This window comes from Devosia sp. 2618 (assembly GCF_040546815.1).
In the GTDB taxonomy this organism is placed as follows: domain Bacteria; phylum Pseudomonadota; class Alphaproteobacteria; order Rhizobiales; family Devosiaceae; genus Devosia.
In genome coordinates, this window is record NZ_JBEPOO010000001.1 from 1,661,079 (window position 1) to 1,685,799 (window position 24,721).

Below are 24,721 nucleotides of genomic sequence, written 5' to 3' on the forward strand. Positions count from 1 at the left end.
CTTGGCTTAGCCGACGTGGAACGCGGCGAGGATGCTGGGCATGTCGTGGAACGACTGGCCGCGCGCGGTCTTGGTGATGAACTTCTGACCGACACAGATGCCGACGTGCTCGCCATCGGTCAGCAGGATCACGGCCAGGTCGCCCACGCGGGCCATAGCAGGCGCACACTGCTCAAAGTGCGTGCTGAACAGGGCGACGAGGCTGGTATAGCCCAGACGACGCAAAGCGCGCTGCGCGCCCGCCAGCGTGCGATAGGCTTTGGCATAGCGCGTCACCAAGCCAAGGGACGAGTCGAGCGCGTCGGCGGTTTGCAGGCCAAAGAAAAAGCAGTCGGCGCTGCCCGGTGTATAGGGCTTGGCCATCTCCTGCTCGATGATGCGCGCTGCGATCTCGAAACGGGTCTCAGCCATTGCGCTGCCCCCACTCTACCGGGACCGTTTGCACCGTCGACGCGTATTCAAGGCACGTGTCGGTTGCGAGATTGTCGAACTGCTGCTCGGCCTGGGCACGCTTCACATGGGTTGCGCCGCGCGCCGAACGGCCCGGCGGTTCAAGATCGATTTCCAGCGTCAGGCTGCGCACGCCGTTGCCGTCCGCTGCGCCCTTTCGATAGCGAACCTCGTTAATCTCATAGATCGATGAGGCCAGCACGCCGACCGGGTTGCCCGTGGCCGGGTCGCCTGCCAGATGGGAGATGATCACCGGGCTATTGGGATACTGGAACTCCTCAATCTTGGCGATTGCGTCGTTCTCGTTTTCAGTCGGCACATTGGAAAAGACGATGGTGCGAGAGGTGACGGCAGCGCCGAGCGACTGGTTCATGTCGCCCATATCGAGAAAGCGGTTTGGGTGATAGATGAGCCCGTTATAGGTGTAAGGGCGGCCGCCGCGATGATAGCCGACAGTGCGGCCAGGCAAGTCAAAGCGCACCAGATCAAGGCGCAGCATCTGGCCATCGTTGAGCAGTGTCTCAACAGCGGGATCAAGGCTCATGCGAAAAACACCTCCTGGGCGGTGAAGCTGGCGCGGCGCTCGATCAGGGGCTTGGACGCGCTAAGCGCGCCCGGATCGACCTGCATCAGGCAACTGGCTTTTTCGAAGTTTGCGGTGAGCGGCAGCGGGAAGTTCTGCAGGTCGAGCCCATGCCGGATTGGCAGCGTCACGACACCAGAAGCGCTGGCGCGCACATCGGCGGTGATGCGATGCAGCGAAATGATGCTGGCCGATCTTCGCACCTCGACATAGTCCCCGGCGCGAAACTGGAAGTTAGCCGGCAGCATCGACACCGTCAGTGAAAAGGCAGTTCGGCCAGTGATGGTAGCGGTGCCGTCGAATGCCCCGCCGCCTGCCCGCGTGCCAGAGAGCGGCGCGTGGTCATCAGTGTGATAGTCAATCGGCCGGGGCCGACTAGCATCATAAGCGCGAAACACCTCGCCATTGTCACCCGCCATCATGGCGAACGCCTCAAGCGCTCCCATCTGTGCAGGCGTGAGCGCGGTCGTCGTCCAGCTGCCACGCCAGTACGGCGTGCCGAACCGCATGCTTTCAGTGCGCCGCCCTTCCATGCGCTCCAGATCGCGCGGAACGACGGGGTCGAAAAGGCATTCCCACCAGCCGACAATGGCTGGCAGGTCGATAATGGTGGGAGCCATGGATGATCCTTAGAAGGGTTGACCGCCGCCCTGGACGTAGTTCTTGCGCGCTTTGTCATTGGCCTTGACGAGCGACACGGTCTGCTCACCCGTCTGCTCAAGAACGCGGCCCACAAGATCTGGTGACAGCTCGACCAAGACGCGCGATGCGCCACCCTGCCCTACGTCGCCAATGTCGCTGTGCCGAATGACGTTTGCCCCAGCTGGCAGGTTGACCAGTTCGCGGCCGCGCTCGCCAACCTCGACGAGACCGGCGGTCATCGTGCGCCCACCGGTGGCGAGACCCTTCAGGCTGGGACCGTTTAATCCCGGAAAGAAGCCGCCGCCGCTGCCGGTGATCGAGCTTTTGTACCCGCCACCGAATGAGCCCATCAACACGTCAAAGAGCATGCCGAACCCTTGGTTGAGCGCTTTGTCGGCAATGCTATCGATTGCTTTGCCAACGGCGTCGAGGGCTTTGGAAATACCGTCCTTGGCATCGCCGAAGGCTTTGACGACGCTGGTGGCCATGCTGGAAAACTCGGAGCGCGAATTGGCGAGCATGTCGGCCATGACATCGCCGAGCCCCTTCATCGCTTCCTTGGTCTCGCCAGCGGCATCTTTCAGCCCTTTGAGGCCAGCCCCGCCGCCGCTGGTGGTTTCCGCGAGCAGATCGCCAAAGCCTTGCACATTCGCCGTCGCTCCGGCCGCCTCGGTCCCAATGCCCTTGAACATGTCGCCGATATAGTCGCGGTTAAAGCCGGTGCCAAAGGTGGCACTAGCCTTGCCGAAAGCTGCCTCTTCCTCTGGGGTGAGTTTGGCTTTTCCGTCGGTGAGGTCAAACCCGCCGGACTCCCACGAACCCCAGGGTGTCTTGATGGTGAGCGCCGGTCCCTCGAACGACTCCAAGAAGCTGTTCCAGGCCTTCTTGCCGATGGCTGCGAAAAACAGCGGCAGGTTGCTCCACTGCTGTTTGACCGCCTCATAAGCCCCCACGAAGGCGCCGATGGTCTTGTTTGCGGCATCAATGACCACACCGACAAAGTCGATCCCGATAGCTTGCTTGATCTCATCGCGGAATAGAAAGGCTGCGGCAACAGCCGCAGAGAAGGCCACAATGATCGCCCCAATAGGATTGAGCAGAATTGCCGTGCCCACAGCTCGGATCGCTCCAATGGCAGCATTGCCGAAAGCTACCGCCGCAACAGACGCGGCAGTCCAGACCGCTGGCCCCATCGCCGTCATCAGAGCAACACCAGCGACAGCAACGACGCGCCCCAGTAGCCCCATGTTGTCCGTCACAAAACGAAGGGCCTCGGCGATTGCGATCAGCCCGAGTTCAAGCCCGAGATTGATTTGAAGGCCGTTGGCGATCGCTTCGAAGAAACCCTCGACACCGAGCCAGGCGTTCGCTGAGGCTTTGGTGAGGCCGCTGAATCCAGCCTCGGCAACGCCCTTCACCTGCTCGTTCAGCGCGTCCATGACGACGCCCTGCGCGCCGATCAGGTCATTGGACTTGATGAACCCGGCAATCATCTCCTTCTGTTGATCGGTGAATGTGATGCCGCGCTTGGTGAGCATCGCTAGACCCTGCTCAGGATCGGCAAGGGCCCGCGCAAGGCCCTCGACGTTCTGCTTAAGATCGCCACCCCACGCCGCAGCCATGTCATCGGCCAGCTCGATAGCATCAAAAAACACCTCGCGGCTGAAACCGAAGGTGGCCAAATTTGTCGATACAGCCATGACTTCTTCAGCGGCGCGACCTGTTGAACGCTGTAGGTCATCGGCGAATGAAGCCACCTCCGCAGCACTCGTCTTTGCGGCATTGCCCGTGTTCGCCAGTGTCTTATCCAACTCGGCAGAGAGCTTGCGCATCTCCTCGATACGACCAACTGCCGCGCCGATACCCGCCGAAAATGCAGTGAAAACACCGACAGCGGCAAGGCCGCTGAAGACCTTGCCGAGCCCGCCGATCTGATCTTTCACGGCTTTCACGCCATCCTGAAATTCGGCCGTGTCCAAACCGAGATTGACGCGTAACGCCCCAATAACTGCGTTCTCTGCCATGTTCGCACCATAAAAAAAGGCCCGCCGAAGCGAGCCTTGGAGAACCAAAAATATGCCGTTGCGATTAGCAGCCGCCACAAACGCCGGTACTGCCGGGATCAAGCCGCACTAGCACTTTGCATCGCCCGACGCCCATCGAATGACGTTGTTGAGCCACATGGAATTGTTGATCGTGTTGCCGGAATGAACTGTCATGGAAGACCCCTTCCCGGCTTGTTCTACCTTGGCCTTCCAATAGAAATTCTTCATGCCGAGGTTCGACATTGACAGGGTGACTTCCCCAAACCCGAGTTCACTATAAAGCTGCCCGTCAACAGACATCGACGCATAAGCGTTCAGGCTTCCACCCGCACAAGCATTCGCAGCAGTGAACACGCGGCGGTATATTTCCTGATAGTTCTCAGAGTAGCCGCGCGTCTCAACTTTGGTTGAGGAGCTTTGCTCCAGTTTACCAGCGGTTGCGGAACACGCTGCAAGGACCAAAACGGACAACAGCGTGCCAACCCGTCTAAATTTCATCTGAGACCCCCCGATTTTGAGGGCGATTAGTGCACAGCCTTGTTCCAATGAAAAGGGACTCAAGCTGTGTAAATCACTCTGGCAACTACCAAGCCGCCAGAATTTCCGCCTGGGCTTTCCAGTGCTGCTTTTGCACCTGCCGCCCCGGATCGCTTGACTGGAGCTTTTTGAGGTCTGGCATCTTTTTGGCCTTGGGCAGGGCCGCAATGTTCCAGACTGCCCACGCCAGTTCGTTATGGTCGCGTCGCATACGCGAGGCGATGCCCGCTTGAACAATGGCGACCTCTTTGGCCGTCATCGTCCAAAACAGATCGGCGGGTTGCCCGAGGAATATCCAGTTTTCGAGTAGCGACGACCAGTCTAGCTGGCCGCCGCCTTCCGAGGGGGGCCTTTCGCTTTTGCCTCCGGCTGGGCCAGCTTGAAGGCCTGAGCCACCTTGGCGGCCCAGGTCGACATTTCGGCGAGTGTGATCAGATCGCCGACCTCGTCGAGGCTGAGCTGATGATGCTTCTTGAGGCCAGCCCAGATCACCACCATGAGGGTTTGTGTCTTAGGCTTGTCTTCGTTTAGATCGGCCAGCACCGCCTCGATGGTTCTGCCGGGAAACTGCCCCTCGATGGCGGCCACAGCCCCCAGCGGGTAGCAGAGCACAAACTCGCCGGCGTCGATCTGGACGATGACTTCGCCCTTCTGGGGATTGGCCATTATGCTGCCACCACGTTTGGAGTTGCGAGGGAGGTTACAGGTGCTGCCGCGCCCGCCGAATTGGTGGCGGTTACAGTGACCGTGATCGCGGCGCCGACATCGCCAACGACTGGCGTGTAAGTCTTGTCCGTTGCGCCCGCGATGTTGGTCCCACCCTTCTTCCACTGATAAGCGAAATTGGCGAACGGTGCCCAGATGCCAGGCTGTGCGGTCATCACCACGCCGACGCGCGCTGCGCTGGTGGCGATGGATGGCGGCACACCATTGACCGGGAGGGTTGCCGTGTCGGTGGTCTTAGCGCCGGCACGTTTGAACGTGGCCTGGAACGTCATGCGGTCATCGAGCGGGATGGCCTGGCTATAGCCACGGCGCACAACCGGAAACGTGGTGCGCACACCGTTTGGCAGAGTGATACGGCCACGGTTCTTCTTGCCACGGGCCGCGATGATCATCAGGTCCGTGGCCGAGCCCGGAATGTAGTTGCCCTCGACCGTTGCCGCGCCAGGCGTGGTCATGCCGGGAATGTACTCGCGGGTCCGGTCGGGGGAAGTGTAGTGCGTCGCCTCGACTTCTTCGTCGTCGTCCTCGCCGGGATCGACGTTGATGACTTCGCCGAGGGGCACAAACACCGTTGGCGTGGCTGCATCAGCCATCTCGAATACGGTGCCATAGCCAATCATGGCCTGAGTGTCGTCAGCCATTGCAGTCTCCTATGATGTGAGGAAAGGTCAGGCTGTCGCCGACCAGATCAGATAGTCCACGCTGGCGGTAAACCAGCTGCTCGCTTCGGTACGTGCCCGCGTGCGATGCCCTTGCTTGAAAGCGCCGCCGAAGCGCACGCCCTCAAATTCTCCGCGATAGCCTGACAGCTTGGCGTCCAGCGCCTCAGCAATCTGCCGGGCTACCTCGCGAGTGCGCCCCCGGCAGTCAAACTGCACACGCCGCCCGACCAGCTTGACCGGGCCGGAATAGGTGTAGGTCGGCTCAGTCGATATCAGGAACATCACGATCAGCGGCGCTTCGATCCCTTGCGGGGCTTCGTCCCAATCAATGTTCTGCTCGACCAGCGCCGCCAATGGCGCATGGGCTAGCAGCAGATTCGCCAGAACCGTTTCCATCAGCCCGCTTTCTTTGCTGCCCGCCGAGCCAGACGCTTGGCCGCCTTGGAAATTTCAGCGCCAAGCTCGGCTTTGACGATGTCGAGTGCGGCCCCCTTCTCTTGGTCCCAGGCGGGACGCATGAACGATTGGGGGCCATGCCGTTCGTTGCCAAATTCCTGCTGCACGGCGGCAGGGTCTTTGGTGCCGACAAAGGCCTCAGAAAATGCCTTGTCGTTTTTGGTCTTTTTCCGGTGAGATGACGCCTGCCGCCGCGTTAGCTTTGTGCCGACCACGATGGACGACTTGAGGTCTTTGCCTCCGGTGGCCGGATCATCCGGCGCCAATCGGGCAGCGGCATCGGCAATCGGCTGCCCTGCTTTCATCAACACGCGACGGCCTACATTGCGCGATGTGGCCTTTGGCAACTCGCCCAATGCAACATCCAGTTCCCGCAATCCCGAAACCCGCATGGTCAATTTCATGGCTGGTCGACGCGAGCGTTGGCGCGGATCAGCATGCCTTCGCGATAGCCGATCTCGGTAGCCTCAACGAGGTCGTACACCGTGCCCCGGAACTCAACTTCGCACGACGGATCGATATCTTTGACGCGGCTTGACCAGTGAACCTCAAAGATATCTGTGACCTGCGCGGTCACCTGCGCCGATGCCAGGCGTTCATTCGCTGTTGCACGACGCCAAGACGCCCAAACCGGGCCGACCGTATCCCATGTGGTGATGGGCCTGTTCTGCGCATCGCGCGTCAAAGATGGTCGGCGCAACACTATGCGCCGATCAAGCTTCCCCGCTGAAACGCCCATCAGACTGACCACACCCGATAAGGCGACAACAGGGCCTCGGCAGCGAAAGGCATTGCTGTGGCAATCGTTCCGACAACAACATTCTCACGCGACCGGAACCACTGGCCGACCAGCAACAGGATGGCTTGGCGTATTGCCGGCGGAACAGTGCTTTCGCAAAACTCGGCAATATCACCATCAGCCGGCGTCACCCGATCTGGGTAACCGCAACGATACCGAACGCGCACCGGGTCGGGCCCACTGCCGAGCGCAGGCCATTGCTCAGACCAGATCGAGCCGTTGGCCAGAAGCCGAAACCGATCATCTGGAAAAGCCTGTTCGACGCCATTGGGATCGGTGTAACCGACGCTAACAACTTCGATGGCAGGCGGATACGGCAACCGATCATTGCCAAAAGCGTAGTCGACCAGCTCAAGCGTCTGCTCGCCAAGGCATCGCCCCAACCAGCCGCCCGGACCATCGAGCCAACCCGTTGCCGCCGCGACCAGCCCTTCCACATACTCACGCTGCTCATCGTCATCGAGGCGCAGATGCCGCATGGCATCCTCCCAACGGACAATAGGCTGCGGCGCGACGACAACGCGGACGTGCATTTAAGATGCCTTATTTGCAGGCGGCTGCTCGGCCTTGTTAGACGGAAGCTGATCAGCCTTTGTCTTGGCATCAGCGTCGGCCTTTGTCTTGGCATCAGCGTCGGCCTTTGCCTTGGCATCAGCGTCGGCCTTCGCCTTGGCATCAGCGTCGGCGTGACCTTTAGGGGGAGTTTTCGAAACTGCGTGAGGAAGCTTGATTAGCAGTTCATCCCCATACGCATCCGACACCGCGAACGCGTCACCGGGCTTGAGCGTATCGGACTGAACTGCACTGATGCTGACCTGATCGATGACGTAAAGTTTCATGGCGTTTCTCCTATCAACTCATGAAAACGGCGGCCGCTTTCGGCCGCCGCTCGTGATCAGCCGACAGCCTTATGGCGCCTTGGTCGCAGCGGTAATGCTGGCGGGGAAATCGCCCTTGATGAAGGCCTCAGGACGATAGACGGCGAGAGCAGCGCGCTCTTCGGCGCGGATCGTCACCAGGTTCTTGCGGAAGTTGTCGCTGTCTTCGGTCGAGATTTCGACAGTGGCTTCTTCGCGGTCAAACAGCTGGGCACCGAGCTTGAAAGCACCGACCAGATACTTGTCGGCGGTCATGGCAGGCGTTTCGACCACAGGCAGGCGCCACAAGCGCGGCGCGGTGCCGTCTTGAGGGTTTCCGATAATATGCCGACCAGTCGTATCCTTCACCAACTCGATGGTCGCCCAGTCAGTGGGATGCATCACGACGCCGGTAGGAGGAAGTTCAGCAAGAAATGCCTGAAGCATTGCCAGGCGGATCACATCAATTTTCGTCACCGGCCCCGCGATGGTGGTTGGGGGAACGAACGCAGTTGCCTGCGTGTAGATACCGTTGAGGTCGGTGCCGGTGCCGGACCCATTGAGGATCTGGTTATCTTCCACAAACGCGAGACCATAGCGGAGACGTCCGTCGATGTACGACATCAACTGAGGTACGTCATCGAGGATTTGCTTGGTTGCCAGCACCCAGTGAGCAATCGTGGAAACTGCTGCCGTCACCAGATCAAACTTGATTTCCGACTGCGGCTTGGTCGCACCAGAAGTTTCTGAAACGGTCCCGGCGTTGTTGGTGAAGCCGGTTTCCTTCACATACTGGATAGCGTTCGAGTTCGTGCTACCCGGCGTAATCAGGTCACGCATGGACATAGTGCGCAGCCCAGGCATGATAATTTCCGGCTGGCGCTGTGGCACGATCAGATCGCCGGCAGAACCGTTGGCATCTGTGGTCAGCGCCGAAATGATCGCCTTGACGGCTACGGACACCCGGCCCTTGCCGCCCGACTTGATCCAGCTTTTGACTTCTTCATTTTCGGTGACCAGCTGGCCTACCGACTTTCGCTCCTGCGGCTCAGCGGTACGCTGAACCATCTTCTGTTCGATCTCGGTGAGTCGCGCCGAGATTTCATTGTGTTTGACCAGCGCTTGGTCAGCAGTCTGCTTGGTTTCGTCAGTCACCTTTCCGAGGTTTTTCAACTCCGCATTGGTGGTTTCAGCGGCCTTTTTGACTTCTTCAGCGGCCTTGATCAGATCGGCGGCAAGCTGGGTGATGTTCGGTTCGTCGGACATGAGTGTTCCCTTAGGTCCGTGGAGGAAGGAAGGCCGCGACTGCCTTTTGCAGCGAAGCCAGGTCATTCGCCTTCACGCCCTCGGACTCGCTCCGAATGGCCTTCGCATAACCGACAGAGGCGATCCGTACGGCCATGGCTTTGGGGACACCTGCCTCGCGCAGGATGTCCTCGAATTCTTTGACGGGCATGGGTTCGCCATCGCGCAAGCGACGTGCAAATTCATCCATGCGCTCAGACTTGACGGCTGTGATGCCGGCGCGCCGATTGGCGGGGAAAGAGACCGGGCTGATTTCCATCAGGTCCAGTTCCAACAGCTTTCGGTTGTTGCCTTCTGGCTCAGTGCGCACTTCGCGGTAGCCAATGGATAGGCCACGCACCGCGCCGTTCTTCGCCAAGAGGTAGGCCTCGTCCGCTTTTTGTACCCCAAGGATAAAGCGCCCCTTGCCTTTGAGGCCCTTGGCGTCTTCTTCAAGTGCGTCCCAGACGCCAATCGGATGCTCCCAATTGTGCTGCCACAGCATGAGCGGACTGGACTTCTCTTTCTCGTGGCGAGCCAGGCTCTTTGCAAAAGCACCCGGCATGACAATTTCGCCATAGCTGTCGGCATTTCCGAAGATCGAGCCGTAGCCCTCAAAGGTGCCGTCTTCCGACACGTCTTTGACGTGCAGGGCAAAATCCTTGGTCTTCATGGTATCTCCTAAACCGGATCGCCCGGTGCGGGCTGAACCGCTCGAGGCGGCGTCTTGCCGAGTTGATCTAGCGGAAGCAGGTTTGACTGGACGGTCAGCACATCGCCGCCCTCGACGGGAATGAGGTTCTCGCGGCGGCGCATCTCGTTGCGGGTCATCCAACCGTTCTGACCGCCAGAGGCATATAGCGCCGCCCGCCCCGTGCTATCTGCGCGAAGCAAGCCTTCCAGAACGAATTCCGCGTAGTAAGAGCCGCGCTCGGACGGCTTCAGAAGCTGCTTTTTTACGGATTGCTCGATGCGAACCAGGTACGGGCGGAGCGCGTAGGTCAGGAAGCCAATATTTTGGGATTCCAGACCAGAACCCCAGCTCGTAGAGTTTTGCGTGTGGCCAACCATGAACGGTGGCACGCGATAAATTCGGCAGACTTGCTCGACGTTGAACCCGCGCGTTTCAATCATCTGTGCATCTTCGGGGTTCATGGTGAGCTGCTGCCAGTCCCAATCCTTCGGCAATGGCATCACCTTGCCGGCTGCCTTGGAGCCCATGAACTCAGCGAAAAGCTCCATCAGTTCTTTGCGCTGATCTGATGTGGACTTGCCTGTCGCACCTTCTTTGGCAAACCCGGCGATCTGCAACCCACCTTCCATAAACTGGACTGCAGCATCTTCAGCGGCGATGGCACCGCGCATCACCTGCCACCCGTAGCGGATAGGCGAGAGACCGACCTCCCCCCCAAAACCAAAACCGCGAATGTGAAAAATCTTGGAGGCCGGCAACATTTCGGTACGGCCACGATCGCTGAAGGAATAGCGAAGATCGCCGTTGCTGTCCCGCCTGACTGTTGTGGTCGGCGGCAGCGGCTCCAACGCCACAAGCCGCTCTCCGAGCATCTTTTGCTCGGAGAATGCGTTGCCCCACCCGCAAAGTTGAGCGACCTGCCCCTCCCAGAACTCGGCAGCAGTCTGCCAGGCGTTGGGGCTGTCATGAAGAAGCCCGTAAAGCGCATGGTCTCCGGCGACTTCCCGGCGATCCTGATCTATTTTTCTATACAATGGCAGAGGCAGAGTGCCCGAGGTTTCGGACAGCAACCGGATGCAAGCCCATGCGGTCGATAAAGACAAGGTGCGATCTATCGAGGCTCGCACTGGCGCACGGTCGGCATATGCCGCCTGCGTCTCTTTGCTATCGCGACCCGAAATCTTGGGATTCGATCCCCAACCGGCCAACCATCCAAACGGGTTCATGCCTGCGCCTTCATGCTATTGAGGTAGTCGTCTAAATCCTCGCCTTCCTCCTGATCACCCAGAGCAAGGCAGACGCCCATGACGACAGCGACAGGGCCGTCGATTTTGTCCAGCGAACTCTTTTTGTCCGGCACATAGTTTAGGTTCGCATCAAACCGCACGGTGCAATGCCCCATCATCCAGGCGAGCATCGGATGCCCGCCATGTTCGATCTTCTTGGCGAAGATCAGCCGTTCAAATTCCTTGGTCGCTGCGCCCAAGGTCTGGTGACCTTGGCGCAGTTCGGTCATCAGTTCCGCGTCCATCCCATCGCCTTGTAGATCGGCAGTGAGCTTGCGAGCGTTCCACGGATCAAATCCAAACTCGATCAGATCAAAGTCATCGCCAGCTTTGATGATCGCCGCCTTCACGAAGTTCTGGTCGACATAGTCGCCAGGCGTCGTTTGAAGCACCCCATCATCAACCCACTTCCGCCAGTTGACGCGCTTGTCTTCTTCTGCGCGGGCTTCAAGTGTGTCCTCGGGTACCCAGAAAAATGGAATGATAACCCACTCCGAATACTGCTCACCAGGCGGCAGCAAGATCACCAGCGCCGTAACGTCACGAGTGGCGGACACGTCACAAGTGACGTAGGCCTTGCGCCCGCGATGCTGCTCGTAAAGAGCGCCCCAGCTGGTCGGATCGGTGGTGCATGCCGACCACTTCGAGCGAGGTATCCAGGCCGATACCGTGTCGACCCACCTGTTGAGGTGATAGCACTGAAAGACCGCCTCGGCGGCTGGTCGTCCGAGCGCCTTTTTGTATTCGCCCCTCAGATAGTCGAGCGTTGGCGTCAAACCCAGACTGGGGTTAGCCTTCCTCCACACCGTCTCGTCAGCCCAATCATCCTCATCATCGACACCGAAGAACACGACCAACGTGGTCGGGTCGTCGAGGTCGCCACGCATGATGGCCATCGACTCTTCGAACCACTCATACCCAACGCGGTTCTGTTTGCGGCCTGCGGTCGATGCGTAAAGCTCTATCGGCTGCAACCGGGCCCCAGTCCCCTGCCGCAGCGTGTCGGCTAGTTCCTTGGTCCGCCATTCGTGAATCTCGTCACCGAGGATCACAGTAGGCGAGCGGCCATGTTTGCCGTCTGGCGCCCCGGTCAGGAGCTGGCACAATCCCCGCGTCTCGCGGATGAAAATGCTTTTGTCATTGAGCGCGATCCGCTCATTGCCTTTGGCATCGGTCAGCAGACCGTTTGCCTTGGCAATAATGTCTTGCATCTTGCCGAAGGGAACCCGCCCCTGATCTTCATTGCGCCCGAAGACGAAACCCTGCGCGCCGGAGACTTTCTCGATAACGAAGAACAGCACGCCCAGCGCCGCAAGAAATTCACTTTTGCCGTTCTTACGCGGAATCCACAAATCCAGCCGGCGAAACAAACGGACATGAACCACGATATTTTCGTGGGTGCGCGGGTCGACGACATCAATAGGCTTTTTCCAGCCGACCAGAAGTCGAACTACCATCTCCTGCCAAGGCAGAAGCTTGAACGGCACGCCGTCAAAACGGTCGTCAGTAAGCCGAAAGACAGTTGGCCAGAGCGCAACAATTTTGTCGGCCTTGGCGTAATCGAACCAGGCGCCCTTGACCAAAGCAGCCGCGCGCCAAGCCTGCATCGCCCAACGGTAGGCCGGGTCATTTTCATACGGCTTGAGCCAGACCGGAAAACCTTCAAAGCCAACTGGCAAGGCGGTCGAGGTCAATTCGGCAGCGTCCCCGGCGGCGCGCTATCTGCGTCATTCATGACCCCCATGGGGTCGACGGCATCACCAGCGCCACTACCTCGACCCGGTGCGCCAGGCCCTTCACCAAACGGTAAGCGCCCCTGCGATGCGTTGAAGCTCTCAACGCGTGTCATGTCGCTATCGCTGCGCGGGGTAAACCCGAACTCATGTTCCATAAGGCGCAACTCGACGCCCACCTTTGACATGTAGTCGACGCTGGGATGCGTCCGATAAACATCATGACCGTCACCCTTGGTCACCTTCACCACTACTCCGCCCTTGGGCAAGTCCCGGCGAAGCTGTTCCATGGCCTCAGTCCACTTCTGAGTCAGCGCGCAATACCGTGCCAACGCCCCGCGATACCCCGGACGACGGCGGCCCGAGGTGCGCAGAACTTCCGCAAGTTCCTTCCACAGCGCGATGGCAACACGCCAATGCGCCGGCGAATTGGCGAAGAAGGCTGGCAATGGGTAAGGGTCCGCCTGATTGACCGGCTCTTGCTCGGCAGACGCGACAGCATCTGCAATCTCTTGCTCAACCTGCTTTTTCCGCCGACCGGGAAAGCCTTTGGCGGCTTGCAGTGTCGGATCATCCTTTCTGCGCGCCATCAGCTAACCCGTTCTATTGCCAGAAAAAAATATAAACGCGAAAATTCCGCGCCGATTTTTTGTGTGTTAGACCGCCGGTCTACGCTTGAATCGTTGGGGACTTTTGACCCACCCCCGCCCCTAGTTTTCGATGGTCACCGACGCTGTCACTTCCACTTGGCGCCGCCGATCCAGCCAGCGACCGTCATCAGCCAGGTCAAGACCGTCAGCCGAGCGCGAAACCTGCGAGCGCCGCGAAGCTGGATTGATATCGTCGTCTTGGGCACGTCCACGACAAGGTTAGCCATCAGCCTCACTCCTCAGCTTTGCCGCCAGCTTGAGCGCGAACGGGCTATCGATCCACAGATCGGCGATGGTGATCGCCCCGCGCGCCCACATCAGCTCAAGGCGTTGCTTGACCACGTCATGGTGCCAACGACACGACGACTGCCACAGGGTGGTGTTCCAGAACTTGACCGTATCGCCCTTGTGCGGCTCGACGTGATCGACCAGTTCGGCCGGAACGATATCGCCAGCGGCAAGGCATCCGACACACAGCGGACTATTCCGCATATGTCCCTTTGCCGCCTTGGCCCAAGGCCGACCATACCCACGCGATGCAGCAGACCCACGGCGATTGTCATAGATGCGGGTTTGCTGTTGCCGGGTTGGCTGGCTGGATGAACGGAAGCGCTTAGGCGATGTCGGCATGCGGCACACCACAAACGAAAACACGCCGCTCGGGCGTTCCCGTGCAGCGTGCAAAATCCCCTATTGGGGTAGTTCTCATATGCCGCAAATAGCTGCGTATTGTCAACGCGTTCGGCGGCGACGGATCACCTTTGCCGGCGCCGACCAATCATTGGCCCGTCCAGCTATCGGGTCAGAGGCCCGCGCCCTAAGGGTTTCGACGGCCTCGACGGAAACCTTGGGGCTGCGAATAACCTGATCGAGCGGACTGCCATCAGGACCAAACACCACCGGCTTTGCCGAATCATCGAGCCAAGGCGAATGGCCAACGGCAGGCCCAGTCGCCTCATGCCGCGCCATGACCGCATTGAGTGGCGACACGATATCGGCCAGCCCCTGCCACCACACATGCCATTGGGCGCGATGGAAGTTGACGGTGTCGCGCTGCTCACCAACGAACCCCATGCGCGGACGCCGATTACCTTGCCGGTTCTTCGCGTCGTCCCAGTCCCACAGCTTGCGCCCACGCCCATCGACCAGCTGCTGATAGCTGCCATAGCCCTCCTCGCACCAGTCTGGCCGCAACGCAGCACGACCATACTGCACCACCAGGGCACGCGCTTCTTGGTGCAGTTGATCAATGGCGAGCTTGATCTGCATGGCGTCGTCATCGCTCCACAGCGCAATCGTCGGGTGCGAGCCGTGGTTGTCGTCGTCGATGATCGTTCCAAGGTCGGAGAAGTCATCCCGCACCCGTTCCTTGCCCGCCCAGCCCAATCCCTGATCGCGCAGCGCCCAGATCACCAGCTGCTCGATGTCGCGTTTTTCCCGCACTGCCAAAACCGTCACCGCCCTACAACTCCCCAGCCAAACCAAACCGTCGACATGCCCATCAGCCCGCCGCCTTCCGCGATGCCGCCGCACTGGCAATGGCATCGAGCACCAAGGGCAAGCCGGTGCCCGCCTTGCGCATCTCCGCCGCGATGGCAGGAGCCCAATCGATTGAAACCAAACGCGTCATTCCTTCCACATACTGAGGCTTTTCAAGCCGTTTCAGGAACTCGTTGACCTGATTTGTTAGCTTTGATCGCACCGCGTCGGCACTCACATCACGGCCACCGGCTATTGGCAGGGGCAGATAACCCTGCCGCCGATCCACCACAGCAGTCGCGCGCTTGCGTTGTGGTCTAACAACCATTGAATCTGAATCTGGTTTGGTTAGATGGTTTTGGGTGACAACGTTGGCCGCATTGGCGGACAACATTGGCCGCTTGGCCGCAATATCGCCCTCGGCAGCGCGCTCCACCATCAGCGACCAGTTTGGCTGATAGGCATTGGCAAAACCACGCCCGCCATGCCGCGTCTTGCCGAACAAGCCCGACGCCACGAGGCTTGCCACCGACCGACGCACCTGGCGCACCGATATGCCCAGATCGTCCGCCAGAGAAACCGAGCCCGGATCGCAGCGCCCCGTGTCGAGATTGAACCGCTCGATCAGGTGAGACGCCAGCGCCTGCGTAGAAGGCGACAGCATGGATTGAAGGATCGCCTTTCGGGCAATGGCCTTGGCGTTTTCCGGCGGCGCGGTCACTGCCACTGCGCCGGAGAACGCCGCAGCGTCAGCCTGCACAGCAACGGGGCGCAGGCCATTGGCCGCCTTGATCGGCTTGGCAGACACAACAGGCGCCGAAACACCATGAGCCGCCAACGCAGCCGTCAATCGCTCAAAGGCGGCCAGCAGCGCCGAGCCCTCATAGCCGGCGATCATCAGTTCTTTCAGAAGGACAAAGTGTACAGTCACGGCGCTACCCGATAAGGCGGTAGGATCGTGGTACCGGCTACTAATGCAAGCGAGAGGCTGGTGTGCTCCGGAGATTTTTTATGAAAGTGCCCAACCTCGTGCTGTGCTTTGTAGCAGGTGCGGTAGTTGCCACCGTGGTTGTTACATCCGCGCTTAATCGGTGGCCGCTGACCGCCGACTCCCTGGTGGGTGAAATCGGCATCCTCCCTTTTGGAGTTGCGATACTGACAGTGTGTTTTCTCGGCTTTAACTCGTTGATTGCACGAAAAGGCCTCGCCAACACTGTTAGGGCGATCGAGCACTCTCAAAAGGCAGAGGTTGCCACCAGGTACCAAAAAGCTGCAGATCTGCTGGCTAGTGACGGCCAAACGGCACGGTTGGGAGGCATATTCCTTCTGCGCGGAGTGGCCATGGAAGACCCTGACACATACTGTACGCCGGCCTTGGAACTTCTCGCAGCTTTTGCTGCCGAACGATCCGCCGCCATTTTCTCGGCCGTTCAGGCTCTGCGGGATGCTCGCCAGACACACAATCACTTTGGCTCGGAGGCGCTTCGTGAACAGGCATCCGCGAAAACACCATACGACGTTGCAGTTGCACTTGATATCTTCGGAAAGCTGAGAGCTTGGCACGTTGCAGAGTTTGGCGAGCTCCCTAATTCGGAGCGGCAACTGTCCCTCAGCAGCATTGCATTCCACAACATCGAGCTGAAAGGCGGTGATTTCTCGGGCGTCAACATTTCCGGTGGTAGTTTCTATAATTGCCGATTTGTTAGCTGTGACATGTCCGAGGTGCGCATTAATGGTCGTATTGGTTTCCGTGTGTTCTTCAGTGACTGTAGCCTTCGACACGCACAGATCGATGATGATGGTGAGAGGCGAAAACTCGACCCCAACGTTAAGTTTGAACACTGCGATACGACGGGGATCAGAGTAGCGCTTGAAGGCGCTCGCGCTCTTTTCGTCGAATGTGATCTGGGTGGGCTGGCAGAAATTGAGGCTACCCGCTGTGTTTTCCAGCGATGCTGGAGCAGTGACGGGGCGCCTATCGTTGACCTTAACTTTAGGGACACTGATCAATCTGTGTTCGAAGTGGATGAAAGTGCCACTTGGTCGCCAGAAACGGCACGCGGGTTTCGAATTTATCGACCGGTTGAGAACCAGCTGAGCTACGTCTTTGCGGCACCAAAGCCTCATGCGTGACATCTTCAACATCACATATCATTCCCAAAGAACATGCAGGCGGCGACGTAGAGAACCAGCAGCCCGAGGCAGCTGGCGACGATGAGCGGAATGTTGTCGGCGATCAAAACAGCACCCCTTGATTGGGGTCGGGCTTGCTGATCAGGCCTTTGCTTTCGGCCAGCCAGCGGGGCAGCGTCACCAGCAGCATGCGGCCCTGCCGTTCGGGCGCTATGTCGATCTGGCTGATGGGCAGGAACACACCGGCCCCATCGTCACCGGCAAGCTTGACCTGAATGGAGTCGCGGGTTTCGTTGATCAGCACCACTGAGAGCGACAGGCGAGCGGGCGCGGTCATGCAAGGCTTCGCTTCCACTTGAAAAAACCCTGCTCGCCCTTGACCGGAATGAACGGCACCGACCGCACTTCGGCCAGCAAAAAGCCGAACTCACCGAAAAACCACGGGCTTGCCGAGGTCATCACGCAATCGATGATGCGCGCCTCGCCGATAATGCCGCCGCGCTCCAGATCGTCGAAATTGGGCAGGCGCAGACCGCTTGGGAATGGATGGTTTTCGCTGATGCCATGCATCGTCGCGAGGCAATGTTCATACTCATCGCGCGTCATGCCCTTGCTGGCATGGATCGCAATCCGCCCGCGCCGCGACGTGCGCCAGCTGCGGTTCTCGACGTTCTTGCCGGCATGCAGAATGGCCCAGGCCCAGGGCTGGCGGATCGACAGGGCAACATCGGGCAGATCGTCGTACATGGGGACACCTCAAGCGAAAAAGCCCCGCGCCCGAAGGCGCGAGGCGGAAAGATCAGACGGTGTAGAAAACGGGAGTGGAGGTTTCGGCGCGCACGGCCTCGCCAATACGGCGGAACTGCTCGCGCTCTATCTTATCCAGACCGGGCACAGTGACGATGAAGGCAACGATGCCCTTGTCCATGCGGTAGCGGAACTTCGCCACCAGTTCGATCAGCTCACCACCCTGGAAGATCGGGACGATGATCTTGATTTCTTCCGGCAGATTGACCTTGCCGCCACCGTTCTCGCCATTGCCCTCGATTTCTTCATAGGTCAGCTGCACCGTGCCATTGCGCCGGTTCACGCCGGATTTGAACCGCACCGCACGATCAATGCGAAGTTCGTCGACCGCCTCTTGCAGATCAGCCACAGCAGGCTCGCTGATCGTGTGGACCATATCTTCCAGCAGATTGCCGAAGGCGCTTTGCGACATCGGCTTGTCGAACACCTGACGCCACTTGTCATAGTCGAGGTCGAACGGGCACAGCAGCTTGACCACATGCGCAGCCCGTTGCGGCAAGGCGCTGTCGCGGTCACCCATGCGGGCTTTGCCGTGATAGTCGAGTACCGCGACGATTTCGTTTTTGCTCAGCGAGGCCCGACAGATGGCCGTGGGGCTTTTGAAGTCCCGGACATAGTCCTTGAATGAAGCTGGCTCGACGACTGTTTCGGAGGCAGTGACGAAGTCGGGCAAAGTCGGGTCGAGCGGCTGCAAACTGTGCGCCACGAGTTCCTTGCCGTGGAAAATCACCGACCCGCCGTTTGGCAGGGCGAATGGTAACGAAATGAACTTGTCACCGAGCGCAGCAAGGGCGACCTCAACGTCGCGGCGGGGTTCTATACTGGTATTCATGTCTTAGTCCTTCAGGGTTGGGCCAGCATCAGCGCCGGCGGTTGAGTTCGTCGGCATCGACAACCGAGGGCATCACTGGTTGGCGCGGATCGCGGCGCGTCAGTTCGCCGTCATCACTGAGGAACATCACGGTCGCCAGGCGCTCCGGTTTGCTCAGCTTGTGGGCGAGCTCGGGCATGATCTGCACGGCACCGTTCTTGGTCTTGAACTTGACCTTGATCGTCACTTCTCCGGTGCGGTCATGTTCATCGGACAAGGCCGTCAGGATTTCTTCGATGGCGTCCTCGGCATCGGCGAGCAGCTGACCGCGATCAGCTTCGGCGATGATGTTTTGAAGCGAACTCACGCGCCTCTCCTTTCGGTTTTCGCCCTGTTGGACGTGCTTGGGATTGGTTTTCATGGCGCTACCGGGCGCTTGGCCTGCGGCAGCAATTCCACCGTGCGGAACCCGGCAAGGTCGGGGCGCTGCGCACGCACAGCGTCGAGCTGACCGGCAAAGCCTATCCAGCTGTCGGCGACGTTCTCGGTCGTCCCGCTCAGGTCGATATTGACGTAAAGGCCATCAGAATTGCGCAGCCGGTAGCGACACTGCGTTCGCGCCCACGCCTCACGGCCCATGCGCGTCTTGGAGGCCAGCAGGGGTTCGCCCTTGGCAACGAGACGATCCCGCAAATAGGCATGGGCACCACCAGCGGCGCGGGCGCGCAGCTTGTGGGCAACGCCGCCCATCCAGTTGGTGTCGCGCGTGGTGACTGCGATTGAAGGCATGCTCATGAACTGCGCTCCGCATTGATGTTCTGCAGGCGTGCGACATTGCGCGCCTGGTTGGTGACGCCGGCCTCAAAGGCCCATTTGCGAATTGTGTTGATCGGACGCCCCAACCGGTCGGCCAGCGCCTGGGCATTGTCGCCCGTATATTCGGCAGCGATGATCGGCAGCGCCGTGGCCTTGTCGACCGAGATGGCAGCAGACAGCGCCGAGGCGGCGTTACCGGCCTCGACCAGACCGACCACGGGATGGGCTGTAAACCGCGCCACATCGTCGGGCTTGGCCAATGCCGAGCGCTGCCCCGGTGGCACCCAGAACGGCGGCTGTGGCGCCATGCCCTTGACCCAGACCAGCCACATATAGTCGCTTTGGGTCGCGCCATCGGGCTCCCACCGGCCCATATGCAACGGCACATCTTCGGCAAAGATCGCGATGACGGTTGGCGGCGTGACGGAAAACAGACGGTTGAACCGCCCCTGACTGGCCAGCCAGCCCAGCCGAAGAAAGGCACACACGCCGACATTGGACTCGCGCAGCGCCCGCAGAACGAACTGCTCAGCCTTGTTGCCAAACGGCGAGTTCATCACCGTCCAGTCGGCCGGCTCAAGCGCCGCGTCAGCATCGAGATAGTCGACAGTGCCGCGCCAGCCGGGCGGCGACACGCCATCGACCGAATAGTCGAAAATGTCGGTGGCCCAGATGGCGGCGGGACGCGCCTCTTGCAGCACGGCGGCAATGTGCCCCTCGCCACAGGACGGCTCGCGCACGGTCTTGCCGGTCACCGATTGGCCCAGATGCGGCAACACCAGTTCCAGCAGGGAGCGCGTGGCCCAGGGTGGCGTCGGCGAATAGTCCAGATCATCGGCAGGCAGCACCCGCGAGTTCTGCACTGCCCGCGCATCGCGCGGCTTGGCCAACTCGCTGCGCACAGCCGCCGAGAACGCCCGCGGATCGTTTTCCCGCAGCAGGCGCAGCTGCTCGCCCACCGATAGCTTGGTCGCGGACTCGGCGGCAGAAACCGCGATTTCGCCGCGCTCGACGCTTTCGATCAGTTCCGGCGCGCCGCGCTCGCGCACCACATGTGCCGAGGCAACCGAACGCTCCGAAACGTGCAGGATGTCGGCGGCATCCGACCGGGACAAATTCTGCAAATTTGCAGAATTATCCTCAGCCTTGGGCGGACGCCCAACCGTCATGGTGGCGAGGCTGTCGGCGATCATCGCCCGCTGCCCTTCGCTGAGATGGCGCCGATGCAGGTTCTTGCTCAGCACCCATGCCAGCGGATCGCCATCCTGCGCCGGGTTGAACCGGCGATAGTGCGAAACCCAAAGGTCATGCCCATCCTCGGGCAGTTCGCCCGCAAGAACCCCTGCCCCGACCGCCGCCCGATAGCGGTTGCGGCCATCCAGAATTTGACCGTCGAGAATGACGATGCGCTCACGCAACCCATTGGCCGCGATATCGACGCGCAGCGCATCGGCATCGGCAGACCCGAGCATGGGAAACAGATCAGCCAGCGGATGGGCTGGAATGGCGAAGTCAGGCAGATCGGTGGCCATCAGAACACCAGCCTTTCCACCCGCACGAAGGGGCTGTCTGGCTTGTCGTCATCGGCATCGGCAAAGGCCTCGAAAACGTCGAGCGCCTTGCGCAGTTCGGCGGCATTGCTGCGCCCAAGCACGATATGGCCGAGGTCGCCCTCAAGCCGCAGTTCCAGCAGCTGCGTTCCGGCCGTCGTGCCGGTATGCCCAGCAGCCACCAGACGCGCCTCAACCGCCAGCCGGCGGCGATGCTCGGAAAGCGGCATGATGCGATTGGAATTGCGTCGAACAGCCCGCGCGCCGCTCATCGCGGCACCCGCTGGTTGATCGGCCCATCAAACAGGGTCACGCGCTCGCGTGCAGCGTCCAGCGACAGCCGCTTTGCCGTCGGCGTCAGCTCCACCAGCGGCGCATAGTCGGGGTCGCCATTCTCGGCGACAGGGTTGAGCGTTTCGCGCAGCAGAACTTGAATCTGCACCTGATGGCCCGTTGACTGCGCATGCGCGCGGGCAACGGCCTCGCCACCCTTGCCAAACCATTCCGCGCCGCACGTGGCGCAGGCGGTTTGCATATTGAGCCGGAAAGCATCGACTTTCATGACGCGTCCCCATGCACAACTTCGGCGCGGGCCTGCATCTTGAGGGCGAGCAGCTTGACGATGGCCTCCTCGACTTCCCGCTCAAAGTCCGGCAATTCGTCCTCGGTGATCACGCCATCGTCGAGCACTTCGCCGAGCCGTGAAAACACATCGGCGCATTCCTTCATGGCCTGCGCAGTCACGCGGCCAAGCTTGGTCCCGCTATTGATGACCTCGGGCAGACGCACCAGCACGAAGCCGAGCATGCGCGCAGCGGCCTTGATGATCCGGCCATTGCCGTTAAACGCATCAAGCTCGACGGCGACATCGAGCGGGATATGCCGATCATCGACAACGGGATTGGCATAATCGGAGAAAGCCGCCGCGCGAACGATGCGCCCGGACACGTTGGCGCAGTTTTCCTGTCCACCCGCTTCCACCACGGCCAGCTTGACGACGCCCTTGAGTTCCCGACGAAACATGCTGGTCAGGGTCATGGCGTCACCGCGTGAGTCAGATTGGCCGCTGGGTGACGCATGACCGCAGCGTGGCCCCGTGCGAGAACTGCAGCATGAAAAGACCGATTGTGCCCCTCACCGCCGCCATGACCGCCGCCCTCGACAATCTGGCGAGCGCGCGAAAAGCCAAAGATGACCGGGACAAGGGGCATTGCCCCGGTCAGTTGGGCGCTCGCCAGGGAGTTTTCGGCGAGCTGCGCCGCGCGGAGACTGACTTGCCCACGGGAGGAGGATGCGGACAGGGCAAACGCACGGAATGAGGATATGAGGGTCACGCCTGCACCTCCAACTGGAGGGATTCAGGCCGAGGGACGCCAGCAGGCCATTTGGTATCAGCAGGCCAAGAACTCGACAGCCACGCCATCGCCTTCTCATATCTGCCGGTTGTGACGTCGGCGCCATCACGAAGGCGGCCTAGAACCTTGCCATCGTTAAAAACCATCGTGGAAACGCGAGACTCGCTAAGCCGCTGCGCTTCCGCAAAGGCTTTGGAGACCAGAAGGAGCTGTGCTTTGAGCGTCATCATGCCAAAGCGGTACGATATATTTACCGCAACCGTCAACGGTAAACTTACAGCTACTGCAGTTGCGTCGGCGCGGTTAGATTACCGCGTATGAGTGACACCCTTGCCGCGCGCGTACAGCAACGCCTGTCCGAGCTTCACAAGTCCCCGCGAGCAGCCTCGCTTGAGACCGGGCTGAGTGACGCCTTTGTGTTGAATATCCTAAACGGCAAGTCCCGCTCACCGAGATCTGACAACCTCGCAAAGCTAGCCGTGGTGCTGAACACGACTGAGGCATGGCTTATTCACGGCGGCGACGACCCAACCTCAAACGTGCGCCATGATGTTTTCAAACCTGAACTCATCACGGGTAACTCACTAATCACCAATGACCGCAGCTTGCCGATCTATCCGGCCGCCATGGGCGGCGACGGACACGTGGTGATCACTTTCGATCCAATCGAATACGTGAAGCGACCGGCAATGCTTGAGCACGTGAAAGATGGATACGGCGTCTATATCGTCGGAGAATCTATGATCCCGGCTTACAAGCCAGGTGAGACGGCCCTAGTACACCCCCGCCTTCCACCTGCACGCGACACAGACGTGGTGCTTTTCCACACCCCGCCTGATGCTGACGCAGAATGCATGATCAAGCAGCTCAATGGCTTCAACGATGAAGTATGGCACCTGGAACAATTCAGACCGGCCAAAACCTTTGACGAGTTTCGTAAGGAATGGCCGATCTGCCATCGCGTTGTCGGCAAGTACAATCGTCGCTAAGCCGGGATAAGCATCGCCTCGATCACGTCATCTGGCACTTCCCCAAATCGAGCAAGAAATTTCGGGTCATCGAACTCATCGAAGTCGTTCGCCACTCGCATGAACGCCACGGCGCCGGCCCTCCTCCGTGCCAAGACTTCCGCCCTGCGTACCGCAGCCGCTTCACTGGCAACAACCTGCGGCACCTCCTCGATCAGCACCCCCTTGTTGCCTTTCTTGTACGACTGCACGGCGAAGTAGCTAGACATGCGGACTGCTCTCCTTCTCACAACCTGCGCCAATGTGACTCACCAAAAGAGAACATTACAAGAACAAACTGATTCGCATTTGACGGACTGTGGATAACAGCCCTAGCCGGCACCACAGGCCGCGTGCGGTATATTTATCGTATGACATTGACGCGGTATATTTATCGCATTACGTTTTCTCCAGTTTCATCGCTGGAGAGCACCATGTTTGTTTCCGCATCCCCCATCGAGCCAATCCGCAAACTCGCCGACAGCGCCCCCGCGCTCGACCGCATGGCGGACCTGTTTATCCGCAACAAGCGCAACGGCTACGACACCGACCTTGCCGACCTTCGCGCCGAGGACTTCAGCGAACACGAGATCCTCACCCTGCCCGCCAAGGCCCGCAAACTCGCCGATAAGGCATTGGCTGACCGCGACACGCGCGACGATGCAGTCACCTATGACCGCCCCCGCCGCATCGAAAAGCTGTCCACGCTCTTGCTTGGCCTGTTCGACAAGGACGGTGACGCTTGGGCACTGGCCCGCCGCTCTGGCTTCTCCACCCGCGAACTGACCGACCTTTGGCCCGATGCCCGTCACCGGATCGGCGAAATCATCGAAACCATCGGGCGGGAGGCGCACTGATGGGCACCCGCACTGACAAACGCAGCCGTTCCGGCGCCCACGTTCCCTGCCCCACCTGTGGCAAGCGCGTCCGCACCGCCAAGGGCCTGATCATGCACATCGGTGAAGTCCACCCCGACGACGACCAGGCCCGCGCCGCCGTCGAGGGATCGCCCCTTCCAGACGCCAATGAAGCGGTGCAGCCATGAGCCCGGAACAAGTAGAATTGGCTCGCCATGCGCTGGGGCTGCCCAATCGAAGCAACAAGAGTTACCGCAACCGGTTTGTCACCGCAGAGGATGACCCGAACTGGTGCGAAATGGTTCGCAATGGAGAGGCGAGGATGCGCTCTGCCAAAACCCTACCCTTCGACGGTGATGCCTTGTTCTGGCTGACCATCAAGGGCGCAACAGCAGCACTCAAGGGCAGGGAGACACTGTGCCCTGAAGACTTCCCGGTGGTGGTAGCATGAAGCCCTCTCAAGTCACTGTCTGGCTACGGAATGGCGACAACGCCTTTATCG

37 protein-coding genes are annotated in these 24,721 nt (G+C 60.0%); 5 read left to right on the forward strand and 32 right to left on the reverse strand.

Annotation, left to right across the window (positions count from 1 at the left end; genetic code table 11):
- Positions 1-6: 6 nt before the first annotated feature.
- From ABIE28_RS08280 to ABIE28_RS08385, 22 genes are all read right to left on the reverse strand, one after another.
- Positions 7-411, reverse strand: a complete 405-nt coding sequence (locus tag ABIE28_RS08280) for a DUF6950 family protein (protein ID WP_354061847.1) — start codon at positions 409-411, stop codon at positions 7-9.
- Complete coding sequence (locus ABIE28_RS08285) at positions 404-994, reverse strand: DUF2163 domain-containing protein (protein WP_354061849.1); 591 nt, start codon at positions 992-994, stop codon at positions 404-406. Before ABIE28_RS08285 ends, ABIE28_RS08280 begins: the two co-directional genes overlap by 8 nt.
- The gene (locus ABIE28_RS08290; protein WP_354061851.1) at positions 991-1,653 is read right to left on the reverse strand and encodes a hypothetical protein; all 663 of its coding nucleotides are present in this window, start codon (positions 1,651-1,653) and stop codon (positions 991-993) included. Before ABIE28_RS08290 ends, ABIE28_RS08285 begins: the two co-directional genes overlap by 4 nt.
- Before the next feature lie 9 nt (positions 1,654-1,662).
- On the reverse strand, positions 1,663-3,699 hold the full coding sequence (locus ABIE28_RS08295) for a phage tail length tape measure family protein (protein WP_354061853.1): 2,037 nt from the start codon (positions 3,697-3,699) through the stop codon (positions 1,663-1,665).
- A gap of 108 nt (positions 3,700-3,807) precedes the next feature.
- Positions 3,808-4,218, reverse strand: coding sequence for a hypothetical protein (locus ABIE28_RS08300; protein ID WP_354061854.1), 411 nt, complete (start codon positions 4,216-4,218; stop codon positions 3,808-3,810).
- An 85-nt stretch (positions 4,219-4,303) separates the two neighbouring features.
- Positions 4,304-4,516, reverse strand: a complete 213-nt coding sequence (locus ABIE28_RS08305) for a hypothetical protein (RefSeq protein WP_354061856.1) — start codon at positions 4,514-4,516, stop codon at positions 4,304-4,306.
- Between the two features lie 62 nt (positions 4,517-4,578).
- Entirely contained in the window at positions 4,579-4,923 is a 345-nt protein-coding gene (locus ABIE28_RS08310) for a hypothetical protein (protein ID WP_354061858.1), read from the reverse strand.
- On the reverse strand, positions 4,923-5,624 hold the full coding sequence (locus ABIE28_RS08315; protein WP_354061860.1) for a phage tail tube protein: 702 nt from the start codon (positions 5,622-5,624) through the stop codon (positions 4,923-4,925). The genes ABIE28_RS08310 and ABIE28_RS08315 overlap by 1 nt, the downstream gene beginning before the upstream one ends.
- A 27-nt stretch (positions 5,625-5,651) precedes the next feature.
- The gene (gene gp17, locus ABIE28_RS08320; RefSeq protein WP_354061862.1) at positions 5,652-6,041 is read right to left on the reverse strand and encodes a tail completion protein gp17; all 390 of its coding nucleotides are present in this window, start codon (positions 6,039-6,041) and stop codon (positions 5,652-5,654) included.
- Positions 6,041-6,505 carry an HK97-gp10 family putative phage morphogenesis protein gene (locus ABIE28_RS08325; protein WP_354061864.1) on the reverse strand — a complete coding sequence of 155 codons (465 nt, stop codon included), beginning with the start codon at positions 6,503-6,505 and terminating at the stop codon, positions 6,041-6,043. The genes gp17 and ABIE28_RS08325 overlap by 1 nt, the downstream gene beginning before the upstream one ends.
- Positions 6,502-6,840, reverse strand: coding sequence for a phage head closure protein (locus ABIE28_RS08330; RefSeq protein ID WP_354061866.1), 339 nt, complete (start codon positions 6,838-6,840; stop codon positions 6,502-6,504). Before ABIE28_RS08330 ends, ABIE28_RS08325 begins: the two co-directional genes overlap by 4 nt.
- On the reverse strand, positions 6,840-7,379 hold the full coding sequence (locus tag ABIE28_RS08335) for a head-tail connector protein (RefSeq protein ID WP_354061868.1): 540 nt from the start codon (positions 7,377-7,379) through the stop codon (positions 6,840-6,842). Before ABIE28_RS08335 ends, ABIE28_RS08330 begins: the two co-directional genes overlap by 1 nt.
- A gap of 54 nt (positions 7,380-7,433) precedes the next feature.
- Positions 7,434-7,739, reverse strand: a complete 306-nt coding sequence (locus tag ABIE28_RS08340; RefSeq protein WP_354061870.1) for a hypothetical protein — start codon at positions 7,737-7,739, stop codon at positions 7,434-7,436.
- Between the two features lie 69 nt (positions 7,740-7,808).
- Positions 7,809-9,023, reverse strand: coding sequence for a phage major capsid protein (locus ABIE28_RS08345; RefSeq protein WP_354061872.1), 1,215 nt, complete (start codon positions 9,021-9,023; stop codon positions 7,809-7,811).
- 10 nt (positions 9,024-9,033) lie between these two features.
- Complete coding sequence (locus tag ABIE28_RS08350; RefSeq protein WP_354061874.1) at positions 9,034-9,714, reverse strand: HK97 family phage prohead protease; 681 nt, start codon at positions 9,712-9,714, stop codon at positions 9,034-9,036.
- A gap of 8 nt (positions 9,715-9,722) precedes the next feature.
- Positions 9,723-10,961 (reverse strand): phage portal protein, encoded by a 1,239-nt coding sequence (locus ABIE28_RS08355; RefSeq protein WP_354061875.1) that lies wholly within the window; start codon positions 10,959-10,961, stop codon positions 9,723-9,725.
- Positions 10,958-12,715 (reverse strand): terminase large subunit, encoded by a 1,758-nt coding sequence (locus tag ABIE28_RS08360; RefSeq protein WP_354061876.1) that lies wholly within the window; start codon positions 12,713-12,715, stop codon positions 10,958-10,960. Before ABIE28_RS08360 ends, ABIE28_RS08355 begins: the two co-directional genes overlap by 4 nt.
- On the reverse strand, positions 12,712-13,344 hold the full coding sequence (locus ABIE28_RS08365; RefSeq protein WP_354061878.1) for a P27 family phage terminase small subunit: 633 nt from the start codon (positions 13,342-13,344) through the stop codon (positions 12,712-12,714). Before ABIE28_RS08365 ends, ABIE28_RS08360 begins: the two co-directional genes overlap by 4 nt.
- A 146-nt stretch (positions 13,345-13,490) precedes the next feature.
- A complete protein-coding gene (locus tag ABIE28_RS08370; protein WP_354061880.1) occupies positions 13,491-13,631 on the reverse strand; it encodes a hypothetical protein in 141 nt (46 codons plus the stop codon).
- The gene (locus ABIE28_RS08375) at positions 13,624-14,034 is read right to left on the reverse strand and encodes an HNH endonuclease (RefSeq protein WP_354061882.1); all 411 of its coding nucleotides are present in this window, start codon (positions 14,032-14,034) and stop codon (positions 13,624-13,626) included. Before ABIE28_RS08375 ends, ABIE28_RS08370 begins: the two co-directional genes overlap by 8 nt.
- Positions 14,035-14,136: 102 nt before the next feature.
- Complete coding sequence (locus tag ABIE28_RS08380; protein ID WP_354061884.1) at positions 14,137-14,862, reverse strand: hypothetical protein; 726 nt, start codon at positions 14,860-14,862, stop codon at positions 14,137-14,139.
- A gap of 43 nt (positions 14,863-14,905) precedes the next feature.
- A complete protein-coding gene (locus tag ABIE28_RS08385; protein ID WP_354061886.1) occupies positions 14,906-15,814 on the reverse strand; it encodes a hypothetical protein in 909 nt (302 codons plus the stop codon).
- Between the two features lie 80 nt (positions 15,815-15,894).
- On the opposite strand from ABIE28_RS08385, the gene ABIE28_RS08390 reads away from it, so the two are divergent.
- Positions 15,895-17,016 carry a pentapeptide repeat-containing protein gene (locus ABIE28_RS08390; protein ID WP_354061888.1) on the forward strand — a complete coding sequence of 374 codons (1,122 nt, stop codon included), beginning with the start codon at positions 15,895-15,897 and terminating at the stop codon, positions 17,014-17,016.
- A 103-nt stretch (positions 17,017-17,119) separates the two neighbouring features.
- Here the strand turns inward: ABIE28_RS08390 and ABIE28_RS08395 are convergent, their stop codons facing one another.
- From ABIE28_RS08395 to ABIE28_RS08435, 9 genes are read right to left on the reverse strand one after another with little or no spacing between them, the layout of a single operon-like run.
- Positions 17,120-17,353 (reverse strand): hypothetical protein, encoded by a 234-nt coding sequence (locus ABIE28_RS08395; RefSeq protein WP_354061889.1) that lies wholly within the window; start codon positions 17,351-17,353, stop codon positions 17,120-17,122.
- On the reverse strand, positions 17,350-17,763 hold the full coding sequence (locus ABIE28_RS08400) for an ASCH domain-containing protein (protein WP_354061891.1): 414 nt from the start codon (positions 17,761-17,763) through the stop codon (positions 17,350-17,352). The genes ABIE28_RS08395 and ABIE28_RS08400 overlap by 4 nt, the downstream gene beginning before the upstream one ends.
- Before the next feature lie 52 nt (positions 17,764-17,815).
- Positions 17,816-18,655, reverse strand: coding sequence for a DUF2303 family protein (locus ABIE28_RS08405; RefSeq protein WP_354061893.1), 840 nt, complete (start codon positions 18,653-18,655; stop codon positions 17,816-17,818).
- Between the two features lie 28 nt (positions 18,656-18,683).
- On the reverse strand, positions 18,684-19,001 hold the full coding sequence (locus ABIE28_RS08410; protein WP_354061895.1) for a YfdP family phage-associated protein: 318 nt from the start codon (positions 18,999-19,001) through the stop codon (positions 18,684-18,686).
- A 50-nt stretch (positions 19,002-19,051) separates the two neighbouring features.
- Positions 19,052-19,429: a hypothetical protein gene (locus ABIE28_RS08415; protein ID WP_354061897.1), complete on the reverse strand. Its 378-nt coding sequence runs from the start codon at positions 19,427-19,429 to the stop codon at positions 19,052-19,054.
- Entirely contained in the window at positions 19,426-20,982 is a 1,557-nt protein-coding gene (locus tag ABIE28_RS08420) for a ParB N-terminal domain-containing protein (RefSeq protein WP_354061899.1), read from the reverse strand. The genes ABIE28_RS08415 and ABIE28_RS08420 overlap by 4 nt, the downstream gene beginning before the upstream one ends.
- Positions 20,982-21,272: a hypothetical protein gene (locus ABIE28_RS08425; protein WP_354061901.1), complete on the reverse strand. Its 291-nt coding sequence runs from the start codon at positions 21,270-21,272 to the stop codon at positions 20,982-20,984. Before ABIE28_RS08425 ends, ABIE28_RS08420 begins: the two co-directional genes overlap by 1 nt.
- The gene (locus tag ABIE28_RS08430; RefSeq protein ID WP_354061903.1) at positions 21,269-21,562 is read right to left on the reverse strand and encodes a hypothetical protein; all 294 of its coding nucleotides are present in this window, start codon (positions 21,560-21,562) and stop codon (positions 21,269-21,271) included. Before ABIE28_RS08430 ends, ABIE28_RS08425 begins: the two co-directional genes overlap by 4 nt.
- Entirely contained in the window at positions 21,559-22,038 is a 480-nt protein-coding gene (locus tag ABIE28_RS08435; RefSeq protein WP_354061905.1) for a phage regulatory CII family protein, read from the reverse strand. The genes ABIE28_RS08430 and ABIE28_RS08435 overlap by 4 nt, the downstream gene beginning before the upstream one ends.
- A 634-nt stretch (positions 22,039-22,672) precedes the next feature.
- Here ABIE28_RS08435 and ABIE28_RS08440 point away from each other — a divergent pair.
- On the forward strand, positions 22,673-23,344 hold the full coding sequence (locus tag ABIE28_RS08440) for an XRE family transcriptional regulator (RefSeq protein WP_354061907.1): 672 nt from the start codon (positions 22,673-22,675) through the stop codon (positions 23,342-23,344).
- Here ABIE28_RS08440 and ABIE28_RS08445 read toward each other — a convergent pair.
- The gene (locus ABIE28_RS08445) at positions 23,341-23,592 is read right to left on the reverse strand and encodes a hypothetical protein (RefSeq protein WP_354061909.1); all 252 of its coding nucleotides are present in this window, start codon (positions 23,590-23,592) and stop codon (positions 23,341-23,343) included. The genes ABIE28_RS08440 and ABIE28_RS08445 overlap by 4 nt on opposite strands.
- A 204-nt stretch (positions 23,593-23,796) precedes the next feature.
- Here ABIE28_RS08445 and ABIE28_RS08450 point away from each other — a divergent pair, with 204 nt between their 5' ends.
- The 3 genes from ABIE28_RS08450 to ABIE28_RS08460 are packed head-to-tail and all read left to right on the forward strand — an operon-like array spanning position 23,797 to position 24,670.
- The gene (locus tag ABIE28_RS08450) at positions 23,797-24,219 is read left to right on the forward strand and encodes a hypothetical protein (RefSeq protein ID WP_354061911.1); all 423 of its coding nucleotides are present in this window, start codon (positions 23,797-23,799) and stop codon (positions 24,217-24,219) included.
- Positions 24,219-24,407 (forward strand): C2H2-type zinc finger protein, encoded by a 189-nt coding sequence (locus ABIE28_RS08455; protein WP_354061913.1) that lies wholly within the window; start codon positions 24,219-24,221, stop codon positions 24,405-24,407. The genes ABIE28_RS08450 and ABIE28_RS08455 overlap by 1 nt, the downstream gene beginning before the upstream one ends.
- Positions 24,404-24,670 (forward strand): hypothetical protein, encoded by a 267-nt coding sequence (locus ABIE28_RS08460; RefSeq protein WP_354061915.1) that lies wholly within the window; start codon positions 24,404-24,406, stop codon positions 24,668-24,670. The genes ABIE28_RS08455 and ABIE28_RS08460 overlap by 4 nt, the downstream gene beginning before the upstream one ends.
- Positions 24,671-24,721: the final 51 nt, after the last annotated feature.